22 protein-coding genes are annotated in these 26179 nt (G+C 69.6%); 15 read left to right on the top strand and 7 right to left on the bottom strand.

Annotated features, from left to right (window positions below):
- Window positions 1-31 precede the first annotated feature (31 nt).
- Window positions 32-1102 carry an AI-2E family transporter gene (locus tag K6T25_RS07435; RefSeq protein WP_222917663.1) on the top strand — a complete coding sequence of 357 codons (1071 nt, stop codon included), beginning with the start codon at window positions 32-34 and terminating at the stop codon, window positions 1100-1102.
- A 9-nt stretch (window positions 1103-1111) separates the two neighbouring features.
- On the opposite strand, the gene K6T25_RS07440 is transcribed toward K6T25_RS07435, so the two are convergent.
- Window positions 1112-1894: a sulfurtransferase gene (locus K6T25_RS07440; protein ID WP_222917665.1), complete on the bottom strand. Its 783-nt coding sequence runs from the start codon at window positions 1892-1894 to the stop codon at window positions 1112-1114.
- A gap of 250 nt (window positions 1895-2144) precedes the next feature.
- On the opposite strand from K6T25_RS07440, the gene K6T25_RS07445 reads away from it, so the two are divergent.
- Window positions 2145-3014: a sulfurtransferase gene (locus K6T25_RS07445; RefSeq protein WP_345778232.1), complete on the top strand. Its 870-nt coding sequence runs from the start codon at window positions 2145-2147 to the stop codon at window positions 3012-3014.
- Between the two features lie 42 nt (window positions 3015-3056).
- On the opposite strand, the gene K6T25_RS07450 is transcribed toward K6T25_RS07445, so the two are convergent.
- Complete coding sequence (locus K6T25_RS07450) at window positions 3057-4655, bottom strand: stage II sporulation protein M (RefSeq protein WP_222917667.1); 1599 nt, start codon at window positions 4653-4655, stop codon at window positions 3057-3059.
- A 77-nt stretch (window positions 4656-4732) separates the two neighbouring features.
- On the opposite strand from K6T25_RS07450, the gene K6T25_RS07455 reads away from it, so the two are divergent.
- On the top strand, window positions 4733-5362 hold the full coding sequence (locus K6T25_RS07455) for a transcription antitermination protein (RefSeq protein ID WP_222917669.1): 630 nt from the start codon (window positions 4733-4735) through the stop codon (window positions 5360-5362).
- 33 nt (window positions 5363-5395) lie between these two features.
- Here K6T25_RS07455 and K6T25_RS07460 read toward each other — a convergent pair whose 3' ends face one another.
- A complete protein-coding gene (locus K6T25_RS07460; RefSeq protein ID WP_222917671.1) occupies window positions 5396-5665 on the bottom strand; it encodes a DUF7553 family protein in 270 nt (89 codons plus the stop codon).
- Window positions 5666-5861: 196 nt separating this feature from the next.
- On the opposite strand from K6T25_RS07460, the gene uvrB reads away from it, so the two are divergent.
- On the top strand, window positions 5862-7949 hold the full coding sequence (uvrB, locus tag K6T25_RS07465) for an excinuclease ABC subunit UvrB (RefSeq protein ID WP_222917673.1): 2088 nt from the start codon (window positions 5862-5864) through the stop codon (window positions 7947-7949).
- 75 nt (window positions 7950-8024) lie between these two features.
- Here the strand turns inward: uvrB and K6T25_RS07470 are convergent, their stop codons facing one another.
- Complete coding sequence (locus tag K6T25_RS07470; RefSeq protein ID WP_222917675.1) at window positions 8025-9443, bottom strand: MATE family efflux transporter; 1419 nt, start codon at window positions 9441-9443, stop codon at window positions 8025-8027.
- A gap of 214 nt (window positions 9444-9657) precedes the next feature.
- Between K6T25_RS07470 and lipA the strand changes: the two genes are divergently transcribed.
- From lipA to ilvA, 5 genes are all read left to right on the top strand, one after another.
- A complete protein-coding gene (gene lipA, locus K6T25_RS07475) occupies window positions 9658-10590 on the top strand; it encodes a lipoyl synthase (protein WP_222917677.1) in 933 nt (310 codons plus the stop codon).
- A gap of 322 nt (window positions 10591-10912) precedes the next feature.
- Complete coding sequence (gene pdhA / locus K6T25_RS07480; RefSeq protein ID WP_222917679.1) at window positions 10913-12028, top strand: pyruvate dehydrogenase (acetyl-transferring) E1 component subunit alpha; 1116 nt, start codon at window positions 10913-10915, stop codon at window positions 12026-12028.
- A gap of 4 nt (window positions 12029-12032) precedes the next feature.
- The gene (locus K6T25_RS07485) at window positions 12033-13046 is read left to right on the top strand and encodes an alpha-ketoacid dehydrogenase subunit beta (protein ID WP_222917681.1); all 1014 of its coding nucleotides are present in this window, start codon (window positions 12033-12035) and stop codon (window positions 13044-13046) included.
- A gap of 3 nt (window positions 13047-13049) precedes the next feature.
- Window positions 13050-14699: a dihydrolipoamide acetyltransferase family protein gene (locus K6T25_RS07490; protein WP_222917683.1), complete on the top strand. Its 1650-nt coding sequence runs from the start codon at window positions 13050-13052 to the stop codon at window positions 14697-14699.
- 117 nt (window positions 14700-14816) lie between these two features.
- Complete coding sequence (gene ilvA, locus K6T25_RS07495; protein ID WP_222917685.1) at window positions 14817-16037, top strand: threonine ammonia-lyase; 1221 nt, start codon at window positions 14817-14819, stop codon at window positions 16035-16037.
- 505 nt (window positions 16038-16542) lie between these two features.
- Here ilvA and K6T25_RS07500 read toward each other — a convergent pair.
- Both K6T25_RS07500 and rnz read right to left on the bottom strand, forming a co-directional pair.
- The gene (locus tag K6T25_RS07500) at window positions 16543-18516 is read right to left on the bottom strand and encodes a DUF460 domain-containing protein (protein WP_222917687.1); all 1974 of its coding nucleotides are present in this window, start codon (window positions 18514-18516) and stop codon (window positions 16543-16545) included.
- A gap of 43 nt (window positions 18517-18559) precedes the next feature.
- The gene (gene rnz / locus K6T25_RS07505) at window positions 18560-19495 is read right to left on the bottom strand and encodes a ribonuclease Z (protein WP_222917689.1); all 936 of its coding nucleotides are present in this window, start codon (window positions 19493-19495) and stop codon (window positions 18560-18562) included.
- Between the two features lie 197 nt (window positions 19496-19692).
- Here rnz and K6T25_RS07510 point away from each other — a divergent pair, with 197 nt between their 5' ends.
- The 6 genes from K6T25_RS07510 to hjc all read left to right on the top strand — a co-directional run bounded on the left by K6T25_RS07510 (window position 19693) and on the right by hjc (window position 25286).
- Complete coding sequence (locus K6T25_RS07510) at window positions 19693-21690, top strand: DUF4382 domain-containing protein (RefSeq protein ID WP_222917692.1); 1998 nt, start codon at window positions 19693-19695, stop codon at window positions 21688-21690.
- A 228-nt stretch (window positions 21691-21918) separates the two neighbouring features.
- Complete coding sequence (locus tag K6T25_RS07515) at window positions 21919-22443, top strand: DoxX family protein (protein ID WP_222917694.1); 525 nt, start codon at window positions 21919-21921, stop codon at window positions 22441-22443.
- A 13-nt stretch (window positions 22444-22456) separates the two neighbouring features.
- Window positions 22457-22750 (top strand): hypothetical protein, encoded by a 294-nt coding sequence (locus K6T25_RS07520; RefSeq protein WP_225917836.1) that lies wholly within the window; start codon window positions 22457-22459, stop codon window positions 22748-22750.
- Window positions 22751-22950: 200 nt separating this feature from the next.
- Window positions 22951-24000: an AAA family ATPase gene (locus K6T25_RS07525; protein WP_222917696.1), complete on the top strand. Its 1050-nt coding sequence runs from the start codon at window positions 22951-22953 to the stop codon at window positions 23998-24000.
- A complete protein-coding gene (locus K6T25_RS07530) occupies window positions 23997-24686 on the top strand; it encodes a protein sorting system archaetidylserine decarboxylase (protein WP_225917837.1) in 690 nt (229 codons plus the stop codon). The genes K6T25_RS07525 and K6T25_RS07530 overlap by 4 nt, the downstream gene beginning before the upstream one ends.
- Before the next feature lie 111 nt (window positions 24687-24797).
- A complete protein-coding gene (gene hjc / locus K6T25_RS07535; RefSeq protein WP_222917697.1) occupies window positions 24798-25286 on the top strand; it encodes a Holliday junction resolvase Hjc in 489 nt (162 codons plus the stop codon).
- 31 nt (window positions 25287-25317) lie between these two features.
- Here the strand turns inward: hjc and K6T25_RS07540 are convergent, their stop codons facing one another.
- Window positions 25318-26109 (bottom strand): SWIM zinc finger domain-containing protein, encoded by a 792-nt coding sequence (locus tag K6T25_RS07540; protein WP_222917699.1) that lies wholly within the window; start codon window positions 26107-26109, stop codon window positions 25318-25320.
- Between the last annotated feature and the right edge of the window lie 70 nt (window positions 26110-26179).

Here is a 26179-nt window from a genome sequence, read left to right on the forward strand (position 1 = left end):
CGTTTTGTACCGAGCAGTCCGGGGTAGGCGTATGCAGCCCAGTCGGCGGACCGCGCTCGCGGTGCTGCTGGCCGGGCTCCTCGTGCTCGCGGCGTTCGTCCTCCAAAGCGTGCTTTCGACGGTCGTGTTCGCGATCACCGTCGCGTACGTGTTGTACCCCTTCCGGGAGCTGGTGAGCGAGTACGGCTACTCCGAGCGGGTCGCCGCCGGCGCCGCCACGGCCGCGGGCTTTCTCGGGGTCGTGGCGCTCGCCTTGCCGCTCGCGTACGTGTTGTACCGTCGTCGTCTCGACCTGCTCGTGTTCCTCGGGGCGGTTCCCGAGCGGATCGTCGTCGATCTCGGGGCGTTCGTGTACGTGCTGGAGACCGCACCGGTGTTCCAGATCGCCCAGGCGACCCTGCGGAGTCTCGCGATCTCGCTGGCGGCGGCCGCCCCGGTCATCGCGCTGAAGCTGGTCGTGTTCGTCATCCTCGTGTACGGACTCCTGTTGAAGCCGAACGCGCCGCGCGTGGCTGCGCTGCGACTGTGTCCGAGCGAGTACCACGACGTGCTCTTCGCGCTCCACCGGCGCACGGCGTCGACGCTGCGGGCCATCTACGTGCTTCAGGGGGCGACCGCCGTGGCGACGTTCGCGGTCGCGCTCGTGACGTTCGTCGCGCTCGGGTACGAGTCGCCGTTCGCGCTGGCGGTCGTCGCCGGCGTGCTCCAGTTCGTCCCGGTGTTGGGGCCCAGCGTCGTCATCGTCGCGCTGGCGGTCGTCGACGTCGTCGCCGGCAACGCCTTCCGCGCGACGATCGTCCTCGTCGTCGGGCTGATCCTCGTCGGCTTCGTCCCCGATGCCGTGGTCCGCCCGCGACTCGCCGGCGGCGCCACCGACCTCCCCGTCTCGGTGTACTTCGTCGGCTTCGTCGGCGGCCTGCTCACGCTGGGCGCGGTCGGGTTCGTCGTCGGGCCGCTCGTCGTCGCGCTGTTGGCGGAGACGGTGCGGCTGCTTTCGGAGAACGGGATTCCCACTCAACAACAGCTCCCGGGGGTCGGTCCGGATTCGAACCCGGCGGTCGATGGCACGCAGTCGGAGAGCGACGACGAGTCGACACCCTGATCTGGGCGCCTACTCGGCCACGATCTCCCCGCTGCGCTCCTCCCACTCGGCGAGGCTCCCCTCGTAGAACAGCACGTCCTCGTACCCGAGATGACGAAGCACGAGGTAGGTGTGACTGATCCGACGGGCCGTGTTGCAGTACAGGAGGACCTCTCGACCCGGAGGTATCCCCCGCTCGCGAAGCGTCGTCTCCAAGTCCGCACGTGGCTGCAGCCCGCGCGTATCGGGGTCAACCAACTCCAGCCAGTCGAGGTTCACTGCGCCTGGGAGGTGACCCGCCCCGTACTCCTCGGGATCGCGGGTGTCGACGATCACCGCGTCGCCGCCGAGCCGATCGCGAACGCCCTCGAAGTCGACCAACGGGGAGGTCGCCGGTTCGCCGGGCTCGTAGTTCGTGGGGTCGACGTCGGTAGCCTCGCGTGCAGTTTCGTGTTCACGGCTCCACGAGCTGTAGTCGCCGTCGAGGACGTGCAGCCGTCCGGGATCGTGGCCGTACAGCTCCGCCGTAACGAGAAACCGCGCCGCGAACACGCCGTGTTCGTCGTCGTAGGCGACGATCTCGTCGCGCTCGTGGATTCCCGCCTCGGACAACAGCCGGCCCCACCGGTCGACGCCCGGGAGCAGTCCCTCGTCGCCGTCGCTCGACCGGAACTCGTCGAACGGGATCGAGACGGCACCCGGGACGTGGCCGATGCCGTCGTACTCCCACGCGTCGCGCACGTCGACGACGCGGACGTCGGAGTCGTCCAGTCCGTCCGCGAGCCACGCCGCGGACACGAAGGTGTCGCTCATACCCGTCGTTCACACGGCGCGACCAAAAGGCCGGCCGACCCGGCGAGGCCCGCGGTGCGTCAGAGAAACCAGAGAGTGTTGCCCGTTCCTACCCGTCCTCGCTCCGTCGGTAGTCGTGGTCGTCGCCGGTGACACGTCTCCCGAGATGACGGCGAAATTATGAGGCAATATATTCCGCTTCAGGGGACGAATGGCCGCCTCTGCCGGGGATGCGGGTATTATACGGCGGGGAAACGTACAGGCTATCGCAATGTCAAATTACGCGAAGGACGTCCTCGTCGACGCCGATTGGGTGGCGGACCACCTCGACGAGTTCCAGTCCGACGACCCGGCGCACCGACTGGTCGAGGTGGACGTCGACACCGAGGCGTACGACACCGAACACGCCCCCGGCGCCATCGGCTTCAACTGGGAGACGGATCTCCAGGACCAGACTCAGCGTGACGTGCTCACGAAGGACGACTTCGAGGCGCTGAACGCCGAACACGGCATTTCGGAGGACTCCACGGTGGTCCTCTACGGCGACAACTCGAACTGGTTCGCCGCCTACACCTACTGGCAGTACAAGTACTACGGCCACGACGACGTGAAGCTGCTCGACGGCGGCCGCGAGTACTGGCTGGAGCACGACTACCCGACCACCGACGAGGTGCCGTCGTTCTCGGAGACGAGTTACACCGCCGACGACCCCGACGAGTCCATCCGCGCGTACCGCGACGACGTGGACGACGCCATCGGCGCGGGCGTTCCCCTCGTCGACGTTCGCTCGCCCGAGGAGTACAGCGGCGAGATCCTCGCCCCGCCGGGCCTGCAGGAGACGGCCCAGCGCGGCGGCCACATCCCCGGCGCCCGCAACATCTCGTGGGCCTCGGTCACCAACGACGACGGGACGTTCAAGACGCAGGCGGAACTTGAGGAGCTGTACGACGACGTGCTCGCGGAGGGGGACGACGAGATCGTCGCGTACTGCCGCATCGGCGAGCGCTCGTCGGTCGCGTGGTTCGCGCTGCACGAGCTCGTCGGCGCCGACCAGACCGTCAACTACGACGGCTCCTGGACCGAGTGGGGCAACCTCGTGCGCGCGCCGATCGTCAAGGGCAGCGAGCCCGGCGGCGAATAAGCGGCTCGCCGTTTCGTCCTCAGTCTCGGCTTTATCGCGTCGCTACCCGCCCAGCACTGCCGCCGCGATCCGTGGCGTGAGGAACGCCTCGATGGCCGAAGCGATCACCAGCAGGACCCCGATCCCCACGAGCACGTACGCCGCTCGTTCCAACTCGCCGGCGACGGTCTCGGCGTCCGCGCGGCCCCGCACCGCGCGCCAGCCGACGCCGCCGAGCTGGAGCCCGAGCCCCCCGGCGACGGCGATCACCGGGAGTTCGAGCACGCCGTGGGGCGCCACGAGCGCGAGGAACGCCGTCCGGTCGAACACGCCCGCGAGCGCGCCCACGAGGACGCCGTTGAACAGCAGTCCCGACACCGCCGGGACGCCGAGCGCGACGCCGCCGTACACCAGTCCCGCGCTCACGAGCCAGTTGTTCGCCGCGATCGTGACGAACGGCCCGATCGGGACCGCCCCGAACACGCCCGCCACGTCGCTCGGGCCCGACGCCGTCACGCCGTACGGCGCGGTCGTGGCGTACCCCGCGACGATCCCCGCCGCGAGCGTCGCGAGCGCGGCGAGCACCGCGATCGCATGGCCGCGGACGAACCCCGCCAGCTCGCTCCACCCCAGTCGGAGCGCCCGCCGGGCGCGCGCGCCGGCCCCCGGACGCTCGACCGGTTCAGCCCCGTCGACGCCGGCGTACAGCGCCGTCGCCCCGGTATCGAGCAGTGGAGCGACCAAAAGCGGTAACACGATTCCGCCGAGGCTTCCCGCCCCCGCAGCGTTGGCAGCGGCGACGGCGACGGCGACCGCGACGTAGCCGCCGACGGCGACGAGCGCGAACCCGATCGCGTGTGCCGGGTGGTCGCGGACGAACCCGAGGCTCGCGCGGATCGAGTCGACGGTTCCGGCGTCGTCGACGATCGCGGCCGACTCCGCGAACGCGAGCAGGAAGTACGCGAGGACGACGAGCAGAGCGCCGAAGCCGACGAGCGCGACGGTCAGCAGGACCGCCGCCACGCCCGCGGCGGCGTCGCCCGCGATCACCGGTTGCGAGACCGCGAGGTTCAGCCCGACGAACAGCGGGAGCCCGATCGTGACGACAAGGACGGTCGCGCGCACGAGCGCGAGCCCGAGGAACGTCCGCCAGCGGCCGGCGGATCGGACCCCCGAGACGAGCGGCGCGCGCCCGCCGAGCCCGCCCCAGACGGCCCCGTACGTCACCGCGGACCCGAGCGATCCAGCGAGCAGGCCGACAAGGACCGCGCCGACGACCCCGGCCCCGATCGCGGCGACGACCGTCGGCGTCGCGGCGTTGGCCGCGGCGTCGGTCAACGCCTCGCCGGCGCCCGCGGGGAGTCCCCCGGCGCCGGGATCGGAACCCGCCCCGGGGGCGAGACCGGCGCCGGATCCGCCGTCGGATCTGGCGGCCTCCTGCAGTTCGACGGCGGCGCGCACGAGCGGTTCGAGTCGACCGGTCGCCGCCAGCGACGCCACGGCGACGCCGATCCCGACCGTCAGCGGGACGCGGGCGGCGGCCGTGAGCCCGATCGAGAGGAGGTACGCGGGAAGGATCGCGGCGGGACGGTCGCGGAGGAGTCGCCCGGCCGCCGTGAGGGCGGTCGAGACGGACCGGGACTCGTCGGAGGGACGCGACATATCCTCGCCTCTCCGGCGCGAGTGGTAAGCGTGTCGCCGGCGGGGGTTTCAAGCGCCACACGGGCGTACGTCCGTGCATGAACGCAGACGCCTTCTCCGAGGAGTTCCGCGACGACAACGAAACCCCCCTCTCTCGGCTCGGCTCCTCGAAGTCGCTGTACGCGCTCGCCGGCGGCGAGATGGACGCCGGCGCCGTGCGAACCGCCGTCGCCGCCGAGTTCGCGCTCGCCGGGCGTGCCTTCGAGTCGTGGAGCGCCGACGAGGCCAACGGCGACGCCGCGGCGCTGTTCGGCGACGTCGCCGAGGACGCGCGCGGACACCGCGACGTGGCCGACGCCGACTTCGACGCCGAGGCGGACGAGCCCCACGAGTACCCGGAGTACGACGTGCTCGCGGACCTGACAGGCACCACCGAGCGCGCCGGCGGGCTGTACGGCCGAGTGGTCGTCGCCCACACCCGCGCCGAACAGACGGTCGGCTTCTTCGTCGGCGACGCGGACCCGGCGTCCTCGAACGACTTCCGCGGGATCCGCGACGACCTGGCGGACAGTCTCGACGACGCACTCGACGTGCTCGCAGAGGTGTGCGACGGCGACGGGGACTGGAGCGCCGCCCGCGACGCCGCCGACGCCGTCGTCGACGCCGCCTACGAGGACTACGTGACGACGCTGGAGGGAATGGGCGTCAAGCCGAAGAACGTCTGCTGAGGCGGGCGGACGGTCGCCGCGGTCGGCGCCGACCTAGACGCCGGGGACGTCCTCGCGGTACTCGTTGATGCACCCGATGGCCGCCTCGGCGTGGTCCTGCGCGTCCTCGCCGGCGTCGCCGGCGGCGTCGCGGATGGTGTGCGTGTGCTTCGCCAGCCAGCCGTGATCGACGCCGCTGTCGTCGGCCGCGGCGGTCGCCAGCGTGTCCGCCTCCTGATCGAACCGATCTGCCGTCTCGCCCTCGACGGCGTCGGCGGCGCGCCGGAGGTGTTCGGCCGCGTCCGCGAGCAGGTCTGCGGTCATGGCCTACACGTCTCGGGTTCGGGTTGTAGGCGTTTCGCTGGGTGCAGTCGTCGCCCGTGAACCGGAGCGGCCGACGCGACCGCGCCCGCTCGTGGGCGGAGCGGCACGGAGACCGCTCCGCCGTTGGCCGCGGTCGCCCCTCCCTCCGGTCGCGGCGACCGCGCTCGTCAAGTGCCTCGACCCCCACAAACCGCCAATGAGCGAATCCGAGGGACCCCTCTCGCCGGACCGTCCCGAGGCCGAGAAGCCGTTCCGCGTCGACGCCCCGTTCGACCCCGCGGGCGACCAGCCAGACGCGATCCGCCAGCTCGTCGACGGGTTCGAGTCCGGGATGACCGAGCAGACCCTCCTCGGGGTCACGGGTTCCGGGAAGACCAACACGGTCTCGTGGGTCGTCGAGGAGCTGAACACCCCGACGCTCGTCATCGCCCACAACAAGACCCTCGCGGCGCAGCTGTACGAGGAGTTCCGGACCCTCTTCCCCGACAACGCCGTCGAGTACTTCGTCTCCTACTACAACTACTACCAGCCCGAGGCGTACGTCGAGCAGACGGACACCTACATCGACAAGGAGATGTCCATCAACGACGAGATCGACCGCCTCAGACACTCCGCGACGCGGTCGCTGTTGACGCGGGACGACGTGATCGTCGTCGCCTCCGTCTCGGCCATCTACGGCCTGGGCGACCCGACGAACTATCGCGGGATGGCGCTGGAACTGGAGGTCGGACAGGAGATCGGTCGCGACGAACTGCTCAAGCGGCTGGTGGACCTGAACTACGAGCGCAACGACGTGGACTTCCAGCAGGGGACCTTTCGCGTGCGCGGCGACACGGTCGAGGTGTTCCCGATGTACGGCCGCCACGCCGTCCGCGTGGAGCTGTGGGGCGACGAGATCGACCGCATGCGCAAGGTCGACGTGGTCGACGGCGAAGTCGTCAGCGAGGAGCCGGCGGCCCTCATCCACCCGGCCGAGCACTACTCGCTCCCCGAGGAGCAGATCGACCGGGCCGTCTCCGAGATCGAGGAGCTGATGGAGCGGCGCGTCTCGCACTTCGAGCGCCAGGGCGACCTCGTCGCCGCCCAGCGGATCGAGGAACGCACCACCTTCGACATCGAGATGCTCCAGGAGACGGGCTACTGCTCGGGCATCGAGAACTACTCCGTCCACCTCTCGGATCGGGAGTCCGGCGACGCGCCCTACACCCTGCTGGACTACTTCCCCGACGACTTCCTCACGGTGATCGACGAGTCCCACCAGACGCTCCCGCAGATCAAAGGGCAGTACGAGGGTGACAAATCGCGCAAGGACTCGCTGGTCGGCAACGGCTTCCGACTCCCGACCGCCTACGACAACCGCCCGCTCACTTTCGAGGAGTTCGAGGGGAAGACCGACCGCCGGCTGTACGTCAGCGCCACCCCCGGCGACTACGAGCGCGAGCGCTCCGAGCGGATCGTCGAGCAGATCGTCCGCCCGACGCACCTCGTCGACCCCGAGGTCACCGTCGAGCCCGCCCAGGGGCAGGTGGACGACCTGATGGACCGGATCGACGACCGGATCGAGCGCGGCGAGCGCACCCTCGTCACCACCCTCACGAAGCGGATGGCCGAGGACCTCACCGAGTACCTCGAGGAAGCCGGCGTCGAGGTGGCGTACATGCACGACGAGACCGACACGCTCGAACGCCACGAGATCATCCGCTCGCTGCGGCTCGGCGAGATCGACGTGCTCGTCGGCATCAACCTCCTTCGGGAGGGACTCGACATCCCCGAGGTCTCCCTGGTCGCTATCCTCGACGCCGACCAGGAGGGGTTCCTCCGCTCGGAGACGACGCTCGTGCAGACGATGGGCCGCGCCGCCCGCAACGTCGAGGGCGAGGTGATCCTCTACGCCGACGAGACGACGAGCGCGATGGAGGCGGCCATCGAGGAGACGAACCGTCGCCGCGAGATCCAGCGGCAGTTCAACGAGGAGCACGGCTACGAGCCCCGGACCATCGACAAGGAGATCGGCGAGACGAACCTCCCCGGGTCCAAAACCGACACCTCGGGCGTCTCTGGCGACGACGTGGCCGACGAGGAGGAGGCGCAGGCGCGCATTCAGGCGCTGGAGGAGCGCATGGAGGAGGCTGCGAGCAACCTGGAGTTCGAGCTGGCCGCGGACATTCGCGACCGCATGCAGGACCTCCGTCGGGAGTTCGACGTGGACCCGGAGGAGGTCGGGATCGAGCCGCCCGCGGAGGACGACGAGGGGATCGCGCCCGTCGACGACGACGGCTTCTGATCCTCGGGCCGGTCCAGCCACCTCGGCCCGGACGGGTTCGGGCGCACCTGGACGAATCTGGACCGCTCGGACGGTTCAGTCGTCGGCCGCGACCCCGGTCTCGCCGTCGCCGCCGGCACCCTCGGCCGCCCGCTCGTGGAGCCCCTCCCCCGTCGAGTGGCGGAAGTAGCCGACGAGCCCGACGGCGGCGACGACGTTCGATATCGTCACCGCCCAGAACGCGCCGATCGCGCCCCACCCGAGGACGAACGCGCCGATCGCGGCGACCGGCACCCGAACGCCCCAGTACTGCAGCATCGTCGCGTACATGCTCACGTCCGTGCGGCCGGCGCCGTTGAACCCGGCCTCGACCGTCCAGATCGCCCCGAGCGCCCAGTAGCCGAGCGCGAGTATCTGGAGGTACGCGACCGTGAGCGTCAGCGCCTCGCCCGCGATCCCGGGGACGAACAGGGTGGCGACCGCCTCGGGCAGGAGGTACTGCACGACGCCGATCGCGCCGAGGCCGATCGCGCCGACGCCGACGCCGAGCCACGTCGCCCGGGTCGCGCGAGCCGGCTCGTCGGCGCCGAGGTTCTGGCCGACGAGCGTCGTTCCGGCCGAGCCGATCGCGGCGGCGGGAACGAACACGACGGTCGCGACCCGCGCGCCGATCGTGTAGGCGGTGAGCGCGGCGGCGCCGCCAGTCAGGGAGACGATCGCCACGATCACGAGGCGGGCGACCTGTCGGGCGACTCCCTGACCGACCTTGGGGACGCCGACGGTGAGGAGTTCACGGAACTCCCCGCGGTCGAGCGAGACGGCGTCGAGATGGAAGGTGAAGCCCCGATGTCCCGAGCGCGCGGCGGCGATCATGACGAGCGCCCCGACGCCGAAGCCGATCGCCGTCGCGTAGGCGGCGCCCGCGATCCCGTAGCCCGGGATCGGGCCGTAGCCGAAGATGAGGACCGGGTCGAGCCCGATGCTGATCCCGATCGACAGGAGGTTCACCAGCAGCGGGGTGCGGGAGTCGCCGGCGCCGATAAACCCGTACTCGAACACGTCGCTGACGGTCGAGACGGTGTACGCCACGGCCATCGTCCCGAGGTAGATCGCGCCGAGCCGCGCGACCTCGGTCCCCGGATCGAACAGCGCCGTGAGCTGGCGGCCGAACGCGTTCGTTATCAGCACCATCCCCAGCATCACCGCGACGCCCGCGACGAGCGCATGGAACACCGCTCGGCTGGCGCCCCGCTCGTCGTCGTCGCCGATGCGCTGGGAGACGAGCACGTGTTCGCCGGTGAACACGCCGTTGACCGCCGCCGTCATCAGCCCGATCAACGGCGCCACGAGGCCGACGGCGGCGACGGCCTCGCCGCTGAGGCGACCGAGCCAGAGCACGTCGACGATGCTCTGGGCGGTGACCGCGAGCTGCTGGGCGACGATCGGGATCGAGAGGAACGCGAGCGCTCTCCCCAGCCGCCCCTCGGTGATCTCCTCGGGGGAGACGTCGAACATTCGTGGGTCTGTTCCACACTGTTAGCGATATAATAAATCCCTATCGGTTCAATCTGTTATCACTTCCGATGCACGGAACCGGCCTTCGGTCCCGCCCATCCGTCGGACACGTCAACCCGCGCCCTCGAACACGCCGCCAGACGCGGCCCCCCCATCCGCGCCGCGATCCGGGGGGATACCGCACGTTTTTGGCCTCCGCGACGAACGATACGGTATGAGTAGTCGGCGGCGGAAGCCGGACTGGCTGAAGATGCGCCCGCCGTCCGGCCGGCGCTTCACCGAGATCAAGTCCACCCTCCGCGACCGGAACCTCCACACCGTCTGCGAGGAGGCGAACTGTCCGAACCTCGGGGAGTGTTGGTCCGGGGAGAGCGGTCCCGGGACGGCGACGTTCATGCTGCTGGGCGACCGCTGCTCGCGCGGCTGCAACTTCTGTGACGTGAAGACCGGCGGGATGGAGCCGCTGGACCCCGACGAGCCGGCGAACGTCGCCGACGCGGTCGCGGAGATCGGGCTCGATTACGTCGTGCTCACCTCCGTCGACCGCGACGACCTCGCCGACGGCGGCTCGCGTCACTTCGCGGAGACGATCCGCGAGATCAAGCGTCGCGACGCCTCGGTCCTCGTGGAGGTGCTCATCCCCGACTTCGGCGGCGACCCCGAGGCGGTCGACCGGATCGTCGACGCCGAGCCGGACGTGATCGCCCACAACATCGAGACGGTCGAGCGACTTCAATGGCCCGTGCGCGACCGTCGCGCCGGCTATCAGCGGACGCTCGACGTGCTGGAGTGCGTCGACCGAACCTCCGACATCCGCACGAAAACGAGCGTCATGCTCGGGCTCGGCGAGTACGACCACGAGGTGTACCGTACGCTGCGGGACCTGCGTGGCGTCGGCGTCGACATCGTCACGCTCGGGCAGTACCTCCAGCCGTCGCGATCGCACCTCGACGTGTTCGAGTACGTCCACCCGGACGCCTTCGACACCTGGGCGCGCGTCGCCGAGGAGGACCTCGACTTCCTCTACTGCGCCTCCGGGCCGATGGTCCGGTCGTCGTACAAGGCGGGCGAGTTCTTCGTCGAGGCGCTCGTCCGCGACGGCGCCAGCGTCGAGGAGGCGCGCGAGGCCGCACACGCCGCCGACTGACCCCGCTGCGAACGCCGAACTCCCCAGTAGCGCACGCTCCGTCGCGAGTCGGTCCGCGGGGCAGTACCCACCGAGCCCACACGGCGTCTTCCCGTCCCGCGTCTCCGGCCTGCATTAACGATTGTCAAGAATGTCGGCTCCTTTTCGGCCGTTCGCAAACCAACATCGGGAATACCCAACGGAATTCGGACGAACGTTCGAGTAGCTGTGTGCATATTCGACGCCCTGCCAATTCTTGGCAGTATTTCTGTTCACAGTAAACTATTTACGAAAACACTATCAGGCGGGGCGGACAGCGTTCTGGTATGCGAAGGTGGGTACCGTGAGCACGCTCGAGCGCGACCCCGGCGACGGAATGGTCCAGGTCCTCGACGAGGAGGGCGGCGTCGTCGGCGACGTTCCGGACCTCTCCGAGGAGGAGTTCGTCGCGATGTACCGCCACATGAAACTCGCCCGCCACTTCGACGAGCGGGCGGTGTCGCTCCAGCGCCAGGGGCGGATGGGGACGTATCCGCCGCTGTCCGGACAGGAGGGCGCGCAGATCGGCTCCGCGATGGCGCTGGCCGAGGACGACTGGCTCGTCCCGTCCTACCGCGAACACGGCGCCGCGATGGTCCACGGACTGTCGCTCACGGAGACGCTGCTGTACTGGATGGGCGACGAGCGCGGGAGCCTCGTTCCCGAGGACGCGAACGTCTTCACTCCCGCCGTCCCCATCGCGAGTCAGATCCCGCACGCGACGGGGATGGCCTGGGCGGACAAGCTCAAGCACGACGGCGAGACGGACAGGGCGTTCATCTGCTACTTCGGCGACGGCGCCACCTCGGAAGGCGACTTCCACGAGGGGTTGAACTTCGCGGGCGTGTTCGACACGCCGAACGTGTTCTTCTGTAACAACAACCAGTGGGCCATCTCGGTCCCGCGCGAGCGCCAGACCGCCAGCGAGACGCTGGCGCAGAAGGCGGTCGCCTACGGCTTCGAGGGCGTCCAGATCGACGGGATGGACCCGCTGGCGGTGTACAAGGCGACGACGGCGGCGCTGGAGAAGGCGAAAAACCCCGGCGAGGGCGAGCGTCGTCCGACGCTGATCGAGGCGGTCCAGTACCGCTTCGGCGCCCACACCACCGCCGACGACCCGAGCGTCTACCGCGAGGACGACGAGGTCGAGGAGTGGAAGGCGAAAGACCCGATCCCACGGCTGGAGCGGTTCCTCCGGAACCAGGACGTCCTCGACGACGAGCGCGTCGCCGCGGTCGAGGAGTCGGTCCGCGAGCAGGTCGCCGACGCGATCGACGCCGCCGAGTCGACCGTGCGGCCCGATCCGGGGTCGATGTTCGACCACGTGTTCGCCGAGCAGACACCGGAGATCCGGCGGCAGGCAGCGGAGTTCGCACAGCTACGCGAGAAGTACGGCGACGAGGCGTTCGTCGAGGAGTGAGATCATGAGCACGCAAGACCAAGACCGAGAGCAGACGGCCACGCAGAATCTGACACTGGTACAGTCGGTCCGCGACGCGCTCGCGACCGAGATGGAGTCGGACGACGACGTCCTCGTCATGGGCGAGGACGTGGGGAAGAACGGCGGCGTCTTCCGGGCGACCGAGGGCCTGTACGACGAGTTCGGCGAGGACCGCGTCATCGACACGCCGCTGGCGGAGTCGGGCATCATCGGCACCGCCGTCGGCATGGCCGCGATGGGGCTGAAGCCCGTCCCCGAGATCCAGTTCTCCGGGTTCGCGTACCCCGGGTTCGATCAGATCGTGAGCCACATGGCTCGACTGCGCACGCGCTCGCGGAGCCGCTACACGCTCCCGATGGTGCTGCGCATGCCCTACGGCGGCGGAATCCGCGCGCCCGAGCACCACTCGGAGTCGAAGGAGGCGTTCTACACCCACGAGGCCGGGCTGAAGGTGGTCATCCCCTCGACCCCGTACGACACGAAGGGGCTGCTCATCTCGGCGATCCGCGACCCCGACCCCGTCGTCTTCATGGAGCCGAAGCTCATCTACCGCGCCTTCCGCGGCGACGTACCCGAGGGCGACTACGAGGTGCCGATCGGCGAGGCCGTCACCCGCCGCGAGGGCTCGGACGTGTCCGTGTTCACCTACGGCGCCATGACCCGACCGACCATGGAGGCAGCCGAGGAACTGGCCGAGGAGGGTATCGACGCCGAGGTCGTCGACCTGCGCACCGTCTCGCCGATGGACCGGGAATCTATCGTCGAGTCGTTCAAGAAGACCGGCCGCGCGTGCGTCGTCCACGAGGCGCCCAAGACCGGCGGGCTCGCCGGCGAGATCACCGCGACGCTGCAGGAGGAGGCGCTGTTGTACCAGGAGGCGCCGGTCAAGCGCGTCACCGGCTACGACGTGCCGTACCCGCTGTACGCGCTGGAGGACTACTACCTCCCGAACGCGGCGCGAGTCGCCGACGGTATCAAGGAGGCCGCGGAGTTCTAACCCATGGCCGAGAAGGAGTTCAAGCTCCCCGACGTCGGCGAGGGCGTCGCCGAGGGGGAGCTCGTCAACTGGCTGGTCGCCACCGGCGACACGGTCACCGAGGACCAGCCGGTCGCCGAGGTCGAGACCGACAAGGCGCTCGTGGAGGTCCCGTCCCCCTACAACGGGACGGTGAAGCAACTGCACGTCGAGGAGGGGCAGATGGTCCCCGTCGGCGACGTGATCGTCACGTACGACGTGCCCGAGGAGGGCGACGACGCCTCCGGCGAGTCCGGCGAGCCCGCCGGAGACGAGCCGGAGGCGACTGATCCGGATGGGTCCGCCGACGCCGACGCCGACGCGGCGAGCGGTGAGCCGGCGACGACCGACTCGGACGCGGGATCGGCGGACGAGGCGCCCGAACCGTCCTCCGGACGCGTGTTCGCGCCGCCGTCCGCGCGCCGGCTCGCCCGCGAACTCGGCGTCGACATCGCCGCCGTCGAGGGGAGCGGCCCCGGCGGCCGCGTCAGCGAGGGCGACGTTCGCGCACACGCGGAATCGGGCGAGTCCGGTGACGCCGGTGCCGCCGGCGGCGACTCGTCCGGTCCGAAGCAGGTCGACATGGGCAGCAAGCAGTCCGCAGTCTCCCGGAAGGGAGGAGACGACGCCGACGGAGCGACCGCCGAGGCCGCCGCCGGTTCCGCACCCTCGTCCGTGGAGGCCGCGGGGCGCGACCGAACGCTCGCGGTTCCCGCGACCCGCAAGGCCGCGGAGGACGCGGGCGTCGACCTCGACGACGTGCCGACCGACGAGACGCGCGACGGCGAGGCGTTCGTGACGAGCGAGCAGGTCCAGGGGTACGCGCAGGCAGTCAAGGAGGCGAAGGCTGCCGAAGCTGAAGGAGCCGCGGCCGGCGGCGACGAGACGGGCGCGCCCGACCGATCCGCCGCGGCGGGTAACGGCGCGGCCGCCTCGCGCGAGCCGGAATCGGTTCCCTATCGCGGCGTGCGCCGGACCATCGGCGAGCAGATGGAGACCTCGAAGTACACGGCGCCGCACGTCAGCCATCACGACACGGCCGTCGTCGACGACTTGGTCGACGTGCGCGCGGACCTGAAGGAGCGCGCCGCCGAGCGCGACGTGCGACTCAGCTACATGCCGTTCGTCATGAAGGCGCTCGTGGCCGGTCTCAAGGAGTTCCCGTACCTCAACTCCGAGCTCCGCGAGGACAACGAGGAGATCCTCCTGAAGAAGGAATACAACCTCGGCATCGCCGTCGCCACCGACGCGGGCCTGATGGTCCCCGTCGTGAAGCACGTCGACGAGAAGTCGATCCTCGAGCTCGCCGCGGAAGTGAACGACCTCGCCTCGCGCGCCCGCGAGCGAAAGGTCTCCCGCGAGGAGATGCAGGGCGGCACCTTCACGATCACCAACTTCGGCGCCATCGGCGGCGAGTACGCCACGCCGATCATCAACTACCCGGAGACGGCGATCATGGGGCTGGGCGCCATCGACGAGCGTCCGGTCGCCGAGGACGGCACGGTCCGCGCGGCCCACACGCTCCCGCTGTCGCTGTCGATCGACCACCGCGTCATCGACGGCGCCGAGGCGGGCCAGTTCACGAACTACGTGATGGAGCGGCTGGAGAACCCGAGCCTGCTGCTGCTGGAGTAGCTCGGCTCTCTCCCCTCCCTTCCGTCTCTCTGCCGTCCCTCGACGCTCTCCGACCGCCGACACGGGCTTCCGATCCGCGCAACTTTTGCACCGCGCTGGCGACACCGCCAGCAACGAATGTCTTCCTCGGTCACGATCACCGATATCCGGCGCGCACGCGAGCGGTTCGATCCCGACATCGTCCGCGAGACGCCCGTCGAGCGCTCGCGCTCGCTCTCGGAGATGAGCGGCGCGGACGTGCGCCTCAAGATGGAGCACCTCCAGCGCACGGGCTCGTTCAAGACACGCGGCGCCTCGAACAAGTTAGCCCAGATCGTCGATGCCGGCGACGCGGAGCGCGTCGTCGCCGCCAGCGCCGGCAACCACGCCCAGGGCGTCGCGCTCGCGGCCTCGAACGCCGGTATCTCCTCGACGGTCGTGATGCCCGAGGACGCCCCGCAGGCGAAGGTCGACGCGACCCGCGGCTACGGCGCGGAGGTCGTCCTCCACGGTCGGGAGTTCCAGGGGGCCGTCGCGCACGCTCGTGACCTCGCCGAGGAGCCCGGCTCCGTCTTCGTTCACGCCTACGACGACCCCGCCATCGTCGCCGGCCAGGGAACGCTCGGCCTCGAACTCGCCGAGCAGGTGCCCGATCTCGACACCGTGATCGTTCCCATCGGCGGCGGCGGACTCATCGGGGGGATCGCCACCGCGCTCGCGTCGGTCGCTCCCGAGGTCCGCGTCGTCGGCGTGCAGGCCGAGGACGCCGCGACGGTGCCCGACAGCCTCGACAAGGGCGAGCCCGTCGACCGCGAGCACACCCGGACCATCGCCGACGGCATCGCCACCGGAGGCGTCGCCGACCTCACATACGACCTCATCGAGCGCCACGTCGACGATGTCGTCACCGTCAGCGACGACGAGATCGCCCACGCCATCCTCACGCTGCTCCAGCGCGCCAAGCAGTTGGTCGAGGGCGCCGGCGCCGCCAGCGTCGCGGGCCTGCTGTCCGGTCGGATCGACGTGGCCGACGAGACGGCCGTCCCGCTGCTGTGTGGCGGTAACATCGACATGTCGATGCTCGACACCGTCCTCGAACACGCGATGACCGACCGCGACCAGCTCCTCCGCCTGCGCGTCCGCATCGAGGACGAACCGGGCGAACTGTCGGCGCTCTCGACGGTGCTGGCCGACCGCGGCGCCAACGTCCGCCACGTCCGCCACGACCGCGCCGTCGAGGACCTGCGCGTCGGCGAGGCGTACCTCGTGTTCGAGGTCGCGGCGGCGGGCCGCGAGCACGCCGGCCAGCTCATCGACGCGATCCGCGACCGCGGCTACGAGGTCACTCGGATCAACTGAGGGTCGGATCGCCGCTCGGCATGCGACCGGTTCGACTATTTACTCGGTTCGTGGTACCGATCCTTCTTCCAGTCGAAACCAAGGGGTTGTCGTCGCCGTGTCTGTCGATTCGAGGGTCTATATGAACACGAATCGCGTTTCTCATTGTCTGACGTTCGACTGACGCCGGACCTACGGACGACCTACGCTCGACGGACTCGTTTATCGTTTCCGACACGTCGGCCGTCGCCGCGTCCTCGCCGATGGGCTGTTTCGGGAGCGGATGGCTGGCGCGTCGCGCCGCTCACTCACCCGGTCTCGCTCGCTACGTTCGCTCGCCCTTGCCCGCTCACGGGTCGCTTCGCTCGCGGGTCGCTCCGCTCGACCGCGCACCGCTCCCCGTTCGCTTCGAGGGCTCGCTCGCTACGTTCGCTCGCCCTCGCCCGTCTCGTGGGCGGCTCGGGCCACGCGGCCTCACTGCGTTCGGCCGCGCACACCTCGCCGCCGGCTTTCGAGGGCTCGCTCGCTACGTTCGCTCGCCCTCGCCCGCCCGATGTTCGGAGATGATCTCGTCCACCATCGCCTCGGTCCGCTCGCGCTCGCGCTCCGCGGCGCGGTCCTCCCAGTCGTCGATCACCGCCTCCACGTCGCTCTCGCGGGCGACCGCCAGCTCGTCGACCTCCTGTATCGTCACGTCGTCCGCCGGACCGACGGGGATCTCGTGGTCGAACAGCACCTCCTCGGCGGCGCCGGAGAGCCCCCCGTTCCGCAGGATCACCCGGGGTTCCGTCCCCACGAGTCGCTCGGCCGTGGCGCGTCCGGCGCCGGAGGCGTCGCGGAGATACACCACGTCGCCGGCGGCGAGCCCGTACTGCTCGTCGGCGCGCTCGATCGCGCGCTTCGTGAACTGCTCGACCACCTTCACGGGGACCAGATCGCGTCCCTTCGAGACGTCCGCGAAGTTGTCGTGGTCCAACTTCCACAGCGTCTTCATGCGCGCGAGCTTGTCCTCGAGTTCCTCGACCGTCTCCTCGGCCTCGTCGCGCTCGCGCTCCAGGCGACTGTTCTCGCGGCGGATCCGCGTGACCTCGCGGTCGCGTCGGGCTTCGAGGCGCTCCTCGCGGCGCGCGTCCGACAGCTCCTCCTCCAACTCCTCGATCTCGTCGTCCTTCCCGTCGAGTTCGGCCTTGAGGTCGTCGACGTGTGCTTGGAGGCGGTCGACCTGCGACTCCAGATCCCGGATGCGTTTCTCCTCGTCGGTGAGTTCGCGCGGCTCCGGGCCGGACTCCTCGGCCTCCTCACCGTCGTCGTCCCGGAGGTCCGAAAGCGCCCCCTCGACGGACTGCTCGTCGGCGACGACGCGGGCTATCACCTCCGCGCGGTCGATCCCGGCGGGGGTCTTCCGACCGACGCGCTCGAACTGGTCCTCGTGGCCGTCAAACGCGAACAACGCCGCCGCCAGCGCGTCGCGCTCGTGGTCGTTGTCGTACGACTCCTCGCGCGTGCGATGGAGCTTCTCGTCGACCGGGAGGTCGCTGCCGGGCGTCCACCCGGCGGCGTTGAAGCTCCGCCGGAACGTCTCGACGGTCTCGGGCATCGGCGTCACGTCGGCGGCAACGATGACGGGGCGTCCGCGCTCGACGAGCCACTCGATCACCTCGGCGGTGTCGGCGGTCCGTGTGGAGTACACGTCGAAGACCGTGCCGTCGAGGCCGACGACGGCGGCGGCGGTCGTCGTCCCCGGGTCGATGCCGACGATCACGCGGTCGCGGCGCTTCACCAGCGGCTCGAACTCGATGCCGTCGCGCCGCTCGCGCTCGATCTCGACGCGGGTGTCGCCCGAGCGATGGGCGCTCACCGGGATGTCCTGCGGGCGCGCCGACACGGAGAAGACGGCGTTCGAGTAGCCGCCGTACTTCTCGGTGATGTCGACCTCGTACTCGAGGCCCGCGTCCTCCAACTCGGACTCCACCTCGCGGGCCTGCCGCTTCACGTTCCCGTGGATCCGGCGCGTGTAGCGGTCCTGACTCCAGCCGCCCTTCCCGGTCGAGCGGCCGCGGGACACCTTCACCGTCGTCGTGTCGGTGAAGGCGGTCACCTCGTAGCCGACGTTCGCGGCCGCGAGACGAGCGCTCGCTTCCGCCTCCTGCATCGGCTTCTTGCCGTACGGGACGCCGTGGCGGGAGGCGACCCGCGAGAGCGGTTCCGGCCGCTCGGCGCCGGTGACCTGCACGAGCGAGGTCCCGTGTGGGAGCGACCGCAGAAACCGGACGAGGTCGTCTTTGTCCGCGGCGAGTTCGTAGGCGTTGTCGGTGGCGACGACGGCCGGTTCGTCGGCCTCGATACGCCGGCGGAGCTTTCGATGCGAGACGACGTCCCGCTCGATCGACTCGCCGTCGAAGACGACGAGGGCGTAGGAGGGCGCGTCGCCCCGGATGTCGCCGCTCTGAATGTCGACCCCGAACACGAGGGAGTCGAGCGCGCTCGTCCGGGCGTTCACGCCCGCGTGTTGGCGGCTGGCGCGTAAAAACTCCGCGCCGGGATCACTCCCCGTCCGCGTCGGGGTACGGAACCTCGATCTCGTCGCCGTCGTCGGGAAGGAACGCCTCGCCGTCGAACGCCGTTCGCGCTTCCTGCTCCAGGTATCGGGCCCGCCCCGCGTATCGCGAGGAAACGTGAGTGAGCGCGAGTCGCTTCGCGCCCGCACGGTCGGCGATCCGGGCCGCCTCGACGGCCGTCGAGTGGGCGGTCTGTCGGGCGCGGTCTGCGTCCTCGTCGAGGAACGTCGCGTCGTGAACGAGCAGATCCGCCCCCTCGGCGATCTCGACGGTCGCGTCGACCGGGCGAGTGTCGCCGGTGTAGACGATCCGCCGACCGGGACGCGGCGGGCCGACCACCTGTTGGGGCTCGATGACGCGGCCGTCGTCCAACTCGACCGGCTGGCCGTCGTGGAGTTTGCCGTACGCGGGGCCGGGCGGGATGTCCAGTTCCTGTTCGGCCTTCTCTCGGTCGAACCGGCCCTTCCGGTCGGCCTCGACGAGCACGTAGCCGACCGAGGAGGTGCGGTGCTCGGTCTCGAACGTCCGGATCTCGTACTCCTCGCGGTCGAGGGCGACGGCGCCGGGGCGGACCTCGTGGACGGTGACCGGGAAGCTCGGGTCGTGGCCGGCGGCGTGGACCAGCTCCGTGAGGTGGCGCTTCGACCCGGGCGGGCCGTGGATCGCCAGCGGCGCCTCGCGATCGTTGAAACTGAGGCTCTGGATCAGTCCCGGGATCCCGAGCACGTGATCGCCGTGGAGGTGGGTGACGAACAGGTGCGAGAAGCCGAAGCCGGTGCCGAAGCGCATCATCTGCCGCTGGGTCCCCTCCCCGCAGTCGAGGAGGAACTCGTCGCCCTCGCGGTTCAGGTACAGCGCGCTCGGCGCGCGCGCCACCGTGGGTACCGCGCCGCTCGTCCCGAGGAAGGTGACCCGTATCATACCGGATGTGATGGTGCCGACGGTGAAACGCTGTCGAAGCGACGTGCGCCCGGCGGGGGCGTTCACTCGTCGTCCGACCGTCCGGTCGGTCGTGACTGAACCCGGCGCAGTCACGCGATTAATCCGGATGAATTCAGGAGAATTCGGGTTCGTGGCCGTACAGGTATATGCCGTCACGCCCGTAACGACCGATCGCAATGACCCGACACACGACCGGCTGGGCCGCCGTCGCCGCGGCCCTGATGCTGATCCTCGCCGGCTGCGCCGGCGGCGTTCCCTCCGGACCCTCCGGGGGCGACGCCGGCACGGCCGACGGTGCCGGCGGGGACGACGGGGGGACCGTCAACTTCTACATCAGCGACCAGCAGAACGCGATCGACCAGTTCGAACACCTGAACGTCACGATCACCGAGATCACGCTCGTTCGGGCGGACGGAGACGACCGAGACGACGCCGACACGGACGACAGCGACGCGGACGACGAGACCGAGACGACAGAGACGACGGAGCCGACTGAACCGACCGAGACCGCCGAGTCGACTGAGACACCCGAGTCCGACGACGCGGACGACGACGAGGGCGAGCAGGTGACCTACGAGGTCGACAACGTCACCCTCGACTTGACCGAGCTGCAGGGCGCGAACGCCTCCAAGCTGGGGTCGGTTCCGGTGCCCAACGGCACGTACACGCAGGTGTCCATCGAGGTCGAGTCGGTGAACGGTACCCTCACTGACGGCTCCTCGGCGGACGTGAAGCTGCCGTCGAACAAGCTCCGACTGAACAAGGAGTTCACCGTCGGTAACGGCGAGGAGGTGGACTTCGTGTTCGACGTGACCGTGTTCGAGCGCGGTCCCAACGGCTACATCCTCAAGCCGGTCGCCGGCGAGTCCGGCACGGGCGACGAGGTCGAGATCCGCGACGTCGACGAGGATGCGGACGAGCAGGACGACGACCGCGGGGAGGCAGACGATGCTGACGACGCGGACAGTGCAGACGATGCTGACGACGCGGACGACGCCACCGAGACAGCGTCGACCGAGAGCGAGTCCGACGACGACACCGCCGACTCCTCGAACTCGGGACAGTCCTCGATGGACTTCTATCTCAGCGACGAACAGAACGCAATGGGCGATTTCGCCCACCTCAACGTCACGGTGACGACGGTCGGCCTGCACCGGGCCGGCGACGAGGGCGGCTGGGTCGAGAAGGACGTCGACGACCGCAGCGTCGACCTGACGACGCTGCTCGGCGCGAACGCGACGAAGCTCGGCACCTTCGGCGTCGACAACGGGACCTACGACAAGGTGTTCGTCCACGTGGACGGCATCGACGCGACGCTGGAGAACGGCGACTCCGTGAACGTGAAGCTGCCGTCGAACAAGCTCCAACTGAACACGGAGTTCACCGTCGGCGACGGCGAGGAAGTCGACTTCGTCTACGACATGTCAGTGTTCAAGGCCGGCAACTCGGGCAAGTACATCCTCAAGCCGGTCGTGAGCGAGTCCGGCACGGGTGACGAGGTGCCCATCGAGGACGTCGACGAGACGGACTCGGACGACGATTCCGACGAGGAGGCCGACGAACTGAACGCCTCGTTCGTCGGGAACGTCACCGTCGGCGAGAACGCGACCGTCGAGGTGACGCGCAACGGCTCGGCCGTCGAGAACGCCACGGTCGAAGTCACGCAGGAGATCGACGGCGACGAGACCACCGAGACGCTCACCACCGACGCGAACGGAACGGTCTCCTTCGCGGTCGACGCCAACGCGACCGAACTGAGCGTCGAGGCGACCGCGGGCGACGACGGCGAGGCCGAGATCGAACGCGAGTTCGAGACCGAGGAGGAGTCCGAGTCGGCCGATCTGAGCGCCTCGTTCGTGGGGAACGTCAACGCGGGCGAGAACGCGACCGTCGAGGTGACGCGCGACGGCTCGGCCGTCGAGAACGCGACCGTCGAAGTCACGCAGGAAGTCGACGGCGAGGAGATCACCGGAACGTACGCCACCACGGCGGACGGGACGATCACGTTCGCGGTCGACGCGAACGCGACGCGGCTCTCGGTCGTCGTGACCCACGCCGACGGCGAGGCCGAACTCGAACGGGAGTTCGACGCCGAGGCGACCGCTGACGGCTCGTCCGGCGGGAACGACGGCGACGGGAACGACAGTGCGGCGCTGCGTTTCGCGGCCGTCTGATCGGCGGCCCCGCGGTTGCGACGACGGACGGAGACGGCGGTGACAGTGCCGCCGTCGCGTCCGACGCCGCGGCGCCGCGCGACTCACAATTTATACCTCTCGATCGTTGATCAACGATTGGGTAGTATAGAACCGCTCGCGTCCACTTTCGCCGGGTTTCACCGACTGGGAACCGGGTGTCGTTTATACCAAGATAGCCGTCCAATCCACATCTGTGAGGTGAGACCCATGGCATATTCGGAAACCAACCCGCTGGCCGAGAACTTCGGCTTCGATGTCGGCGGACCGATCGCGGCGTACTGGATCGCGCTCCTGCGCGTCATCACCGGCTGGTGGTTCTTCCACGCCGGCGTGACGAAGATCATCGAGGGCGGCCTGAACTTCACGTACGGCGTGATGTACATGCAGGAGATGACCGGGACCGCACTCGGACCGATCCCGGTGTGGATGGGCAACAACCTCGGGTGGCTCATCGCGCCCGGCGTCCCGCTGTTCGAGACGCTCATCGGGCTCGCGCTGATAGCCGGCGCGTTCGTCCGACTGGCGGCCTTCGGCGGCACGATCTTCATGACCCTGTTCTGGATCGGGAACGCGGGGTTCGGCCACGGGGTCGTCAACAGCGACTTCATGGGCCTGCTCCTGTTCGTCACGATGATCTTCCTCGGGGCCGGACGCTACTACGGCCTCGACGGGATCATCGAGAAGCTGGGATTCGTGAAGGCGAACCCGAAACTGCGGTACCTGCTCGGCTAAGGAGGTGACACACATGACTCAACAATTCGACATCGTCGACAAGGTTGCGCTGGCCGTCAGCGCGGCCCTGATGCTGCTGGGCGTCGTGATCCTCGGACTCATCGAGGTTCTCGCGGGCCAGCCGTACGGGGCCGCTCCGCTGACGAACGAGGCGGGCGACGTGATCGCGACTCCCGCCATCGACCCGGTGGTCCGAACTGGGCTGGTGATCCTCGGACTGGTCGTCCTGCTGATGTGGGGCGTCTACCGGGCGATCACGGTCGATCCCCCGGCTGACCGGACGACGACCGAAGTAACCGCGGACTGATCGACGACCGTCCGCGAACCGACTGCAGACCACGCGACGACCGCCGTGTCGACCGCGCGGGTCGATCCGGTTTCCGACCGCCGCTTTTCGCGACCGACTCGTCCGACAGCGACGCGCCCGTCGTTCCGATCGAATCTCGTCGGGTGACCCACCCCGGCGAACGGCAGGGTTCAAGCCGCTCGGACCGCTACCGGAGGGTAATGGACGGCCCGCTGTGGACGGACACGCACGCCCCCGCGCTCGCGGACCTCCCGCAGGAGGACGTGCGCGAGCGCCTCTCACGGGCGGTGGACGAGCCGATGAACCTCGTGATCCAGGGCCCGTCGGGGTCGGGGAAGACCGCCGCCGTGCGCGCGCTCGCGGCGGCGGCCCACGACGACCCCGACAACGACCTCGTCGAGATCAACGTCGCGGACTTCTTCGGGCGAACCAAAAAGGAGATCCGCGAGGACCCCCGGTTCGCCTCGTTTCTGGAGGGACGCAGCCGGATGGCCAAACGCGACATGATCAACCGCGTGCTCAAGGAGTCGGCCGCGAACGCGCCGATGTCGGGCACGTACAAGACGGTCCTGTTGGACAACGCCGAGGCGATCCGCGAGGACTTCCAGCAGGCGCTGCGCCGCGTGATGGAGCAGTACCACCGCACGACACAGTTCGTCATCGCGACGCGCCAGCCCGCGAAGCTCATCCCGCCGATCCGCTCGCGGTGTTTCCCGGTACCCGTGCGCGCGCCGGCGACTGACGAAACCATCGAAGTCCTCCGTGGGATCTGCGAGGCAGAGGAGGTCGACTACGACGACGACGGCCTGGAGTTCGTCGCCAGCGCGGCCGCCGGCGACCTCCGGAGGGCGGTCCTCTCGGCGCAGACGACCGCCGTCGAACACGACGAGGTGACGATGTCGGCCGCCTACGAGACGCTCGGCGAGGTCGGCACCGACGAGGAGGTGCTCTCGGCGCTGTCGGCCGCACGGACGGGCGACCTGACGGAGGCCCGCTCGACGATCGACGACCTCCTACACGACGAGGGGTACGAGGGCGGCGACCTGCTCCGGGAACTGCTCAGGGTCGCGCGCTCGAAGTCCGACGCCTCCTCCGAGGCGGTCGCTCGGCTTCACGCCCTCGCGGGCGAGGTCGACCTTGACCTCGTGGAGGGGAGCGACGACCGCATTCATCTCACCCATCTGCTCGCGGCGTGGGGTGCGGGTCGGACGACGACCGAGACCGGCGTGCGAGACCCCGCGGACGCGTGATATCGATCCCGGCCGCCGTCCCGATCCCGGATCTCGCCCCCGGAAGCGAGCGACGCGTGTTCGTCCCGTTCGCGCTCGCGGTTCCGTTCCTGTTCCTCGTGCCGCCGCTTGGGCTGCTCCTGCTGGGTGTCGGGGCGTTCTCGGCGTACTTCTACCGCGACCCCGAGCGCGAGCCCGCGGGTGAGGGCGTCCTCGCCCCCGCTGACGGACACGTCTCGGTGATCCGCGAGGACGGCGACCGCGTCCGCGTCGGCGTGTTCATGAGCCCCTTCGACGTGCACGTCTGTCGCGCGCCCGCCGGCGGCGCCGTGGCGCGCTTGGACCACCGCGGCGCCGCCCACCGGCCGGCGTTCGTCAAGGAGTCCGAACGGAACGAGCGGTTCGAGTACACGTTGCGGGAGGGTGGGGGCGACGCGGACGACGGCGCGGGCGGCGGAGCCGAAGCCGAGCCGGACGGCGACGCCGGGCGCGTCGACGGCGCGCTCATCGCGGGCTGGTTCGCCCGGCGGATCACCCCCTACGTTTCGCCTGGAGATGCGGTCACACGGGGCGAACGGATCGGCTACATCGCGTTCGGCTCGCGGGCCGACGTTGTGCTCCCGGTCGGCTACACCGCCGAGGACGTCCGTGTGAGCCGGGGAGAGGCGGTCCGTGCGGGAGAGTCGGTGGTCGCACGGCGGGGCTGACGGTCCACGGGCGGTGCCGCGTCCCGTCGCGTTCCGCTCCCAACGTTCACTTTCACTCCGGGGTCTCGCGCGACCGTGTGGGTTATGGCCGCCAGCGGTTCACCTTCCCCCATGCCGGGCAACCCGAAGGGCGACCGCCGGGAGCGAGAACTCGTCAACAGGCTCCACGACGCCGGGTTCGCGGTGATGCGCGCGCCCGCCAGCGGCTCCTCCACTGACCGGGAGCTACCGGACGTGCTCGCGGGCGACGGCCGGGTGTTCTACGCGGTCGAGGCGAAGTCCTCCTCGGGTGACCCCATCTACCTCCGCGGCGAGGAGGTGGAGGCGCTCATCTACTTCTCGCGCAACTTCGGCGCCTCGCCGAAGATCGGGGTGCGGTTCGACCGCGAGGACTGGTACTTCTTCCATCCGGGCGACCTCTACGTCACCGACGGCGGGAACTATCGGGTGAAAAAGGAGACGGCGCTCGACGACGGCGAGACGATCGACGACCTGCTGGCCGCCAGCGAGGACACCGAATCCGACTCCAGCGTGAGCGAGGTGCTCAACGCCGTCGAACAGGGTGTCCTCTCGGCGGAGGAAGCCGAGGAGATGCTGTAGCTCCCGATCTCGGCTTGTCGCTCCGCGTCGTTCAGATGCCGATAACTGGCGTCTCCGGCCGATCTGTGGGGTCGAGCCGGCGGAGCCGCGAGGCCGGGAAGCCGTAGCGCTTCCGTCCGGACACGTCCATCGGGCCGGGACTGGCGGGGGCGTTGCCGGCGTACACCGCCTCGATTACCGGCTCGTGATTCCCGTAGTCGGCGTTGGTCTCGTAGTCGGCGATGGGCGTCCCCTCCTCGGTCGCGTACTCGTCCGCGCGGTCGGTCGTGACGCCCGTGACGACGAGGCGCTTGTCGGTCTCGCGGTCGCGGACGAACGAGCCGACGGCGGGTCGGTGGTCGCCACAGAGGAACGCGCCCGTCTCGCGGGCGGGAACGAACACGCCGTCGCCGCAGACGGCACAGGCGGCGACGCGCTCGCCGGGGGCCGGCACGCGGCCGATCCCGACCTCCATGTCGACGCGCCGGAGATGCTTGCAGCGGCTCCCCCGAATTGCGTGGTCCGGGCAAGTGCAGGTGTCGCTCCCGAGGTCGACGACGTAGGTGCCGCCGTCGGTGTCGACGAGGTATCGGTCGTCGTCGCGGAGGGCGTACACCGCCATCGGCTCCGTTCTGGCGCGTGCGGTCCGCCCGGAGTCGCGGGGGTCGGCGGCGCCGTCGAGGTCGTTCGGACCGCCCGGTCCGTCGGGTCCATCCGGCGTGTCCGGCACGTCCTCGGGGAGGGCACTCCGTCCGCGCGTTCCGTGGCTCCCGCGGTCGCCGTCGTACCGGTCTCCGTCGTGACTCCGATTCGATCGTTCGCCGGCGGTACGTGGTGGTGTCATTGGTCAACGAACCTACGAGTCGAGCGACCCTAAGGGCTCGGTCGGTGCTTCGCGGACGGTTCGCGGGATC

The organism is Halobaculum rubrum, assembly GCF_019880225.1.
In the GTDB taxonomy this organism is placed as follows: domain Archaea; phylum Halobacteriota; class Halobacteria; order Halobacteriales; family Haloferacaceae; genus Halobaculum; species Halobaculum rubrum.

Bases quoted from the DNA above. Each gene is read 5' to 3' on its own strand.
- K6T25_RS07520 (WP_225917836.1), top strand. From the start codon at position 22,457: ATGACTCAACAATTCGACATCGTCGACAAGGTTGCGCTGGCCGTCAGC.
- K6T25_RS07455 (WP_222917669.1), top strand. From the start codon at position 4,733: ATGAACGCAGACGCCTTCTCCGAGGAGTTCCGCGACGACAACGAAACC.
- K6T25_RS07510 (WP_222917692.1), top strand. From the start codon at position 19,693: ATGACCCGACACACGACCGGCTGGGCCGCCGTCGCCGCGGCCCTGATG.
- K6T25_RS07490 (WP_222917683.1), top strand. From the start codon at position 13,050: ATGGCCGAGAAGGAGTTCAAGCTCCCCGACGTCGGCGAGGGCGTCGCC.
- uvrB (WP_222917673.1), top strand. From the start codon at position 5,862: ATGAGCGAATCCGAGGGACCCCTCTCGCCGGACCGTCCCGAGGCCGAG.
- K6T25_RS07460 (WP_222917671.1), bottom strand. From the start codon at position 5,665: ATGACCGCAGACCTGCTCGCGGACGCGGCCGAACACCTCCGGCGCGCC.
- K6T25_RS07470 (WP_222917675.1), bottom strand. From the start codon at position 9,443: ATGTTCGACGTCTCCCCCGAGGAGATCACCGAGGGGCGGCTGGGGAGA.
- K6T25_RS07440 (WP_222917665.1), bottom strand. From the start codon at position 1,894: ATGAGCGACACCTTCGTGTCCGCGGCGTGGCTCGCGGACGGACTGGAC.
- K6T25_RS07485 (WP_222917681.1), top strand. From the start codon at position 12,033: ATGAGCACGCAAGACCAAGACCGAGAGCAGACGGCCACGCAGAATCTG.
- K6T25_RS07515 (WP_222917694.1), top strand. From the start codon at position 21,919: ATGGCATATTCGGAAACCAACCCGCTGGCCGAGAACTTCGGCTTCGAT.
- hjc (WP_222917697.1), top strand. From the start codon at position 24,798: ATGCCGGGCAACCCGAAGGGCGACCGCCGGGAGCGAGAACTCGTCAAC.
- K6T25_RS07450 (WP_222917667.1), bottom strand. From the start codon at position 4,655: ATGTCGCGTCCCTCCGACGAGTCCCGGTCCGTCTCGACCGCCCTCACG.
- ilvA (WP_222917685.1), top strand. From the start codon at position 14,817: ATGTCTTCCTCGGTCACGATCACCGATATCCGGCGCGCACGCGAGCGG.
- K6T25_RS07525 (WP_222917696.1), top strand. From the start codon at position 22,951: ATGGACGGCCCGCTGTGGACGGACACGCACGCCCCCGCGCTCGCGGAC.
- rnz (WP_222917689.1), bottom strand. From the start codon at position 19,495: ATGATACGGGTCACCTTCCTCGGGACGAGCGGCGCGGTACCCACGGTG.
- K6T25_RS07445 (WP_345778232.1), top strand. From the start codon at position 2,145: ATGTCAAATTACGCGAAGGACGTCCTCGTCGACGCCGATTGGGTGGCG.
- K6T25_RS07540 (WP_222917699.1), bottom strand. From the start codon at position 26,109: ATGACACCACCACGTACCGCCGGCGAACGATCGAATCGGAGTCACGAC.
- lipA (WP_222917677.1), top strand. From the start codon at position 9,658: ATGAGTAGTCGGCGGCGGAAGCCGGACTGGCTGAAGATGCGCCCGCCG.
- K6T25_RS07435 (WP_222917663.1), top strand. From the start codon at position 32: ATGCAGCCCAGTCGGCGGACCGCGCTCGCGGTGCTGCTGGCCGGGCTC.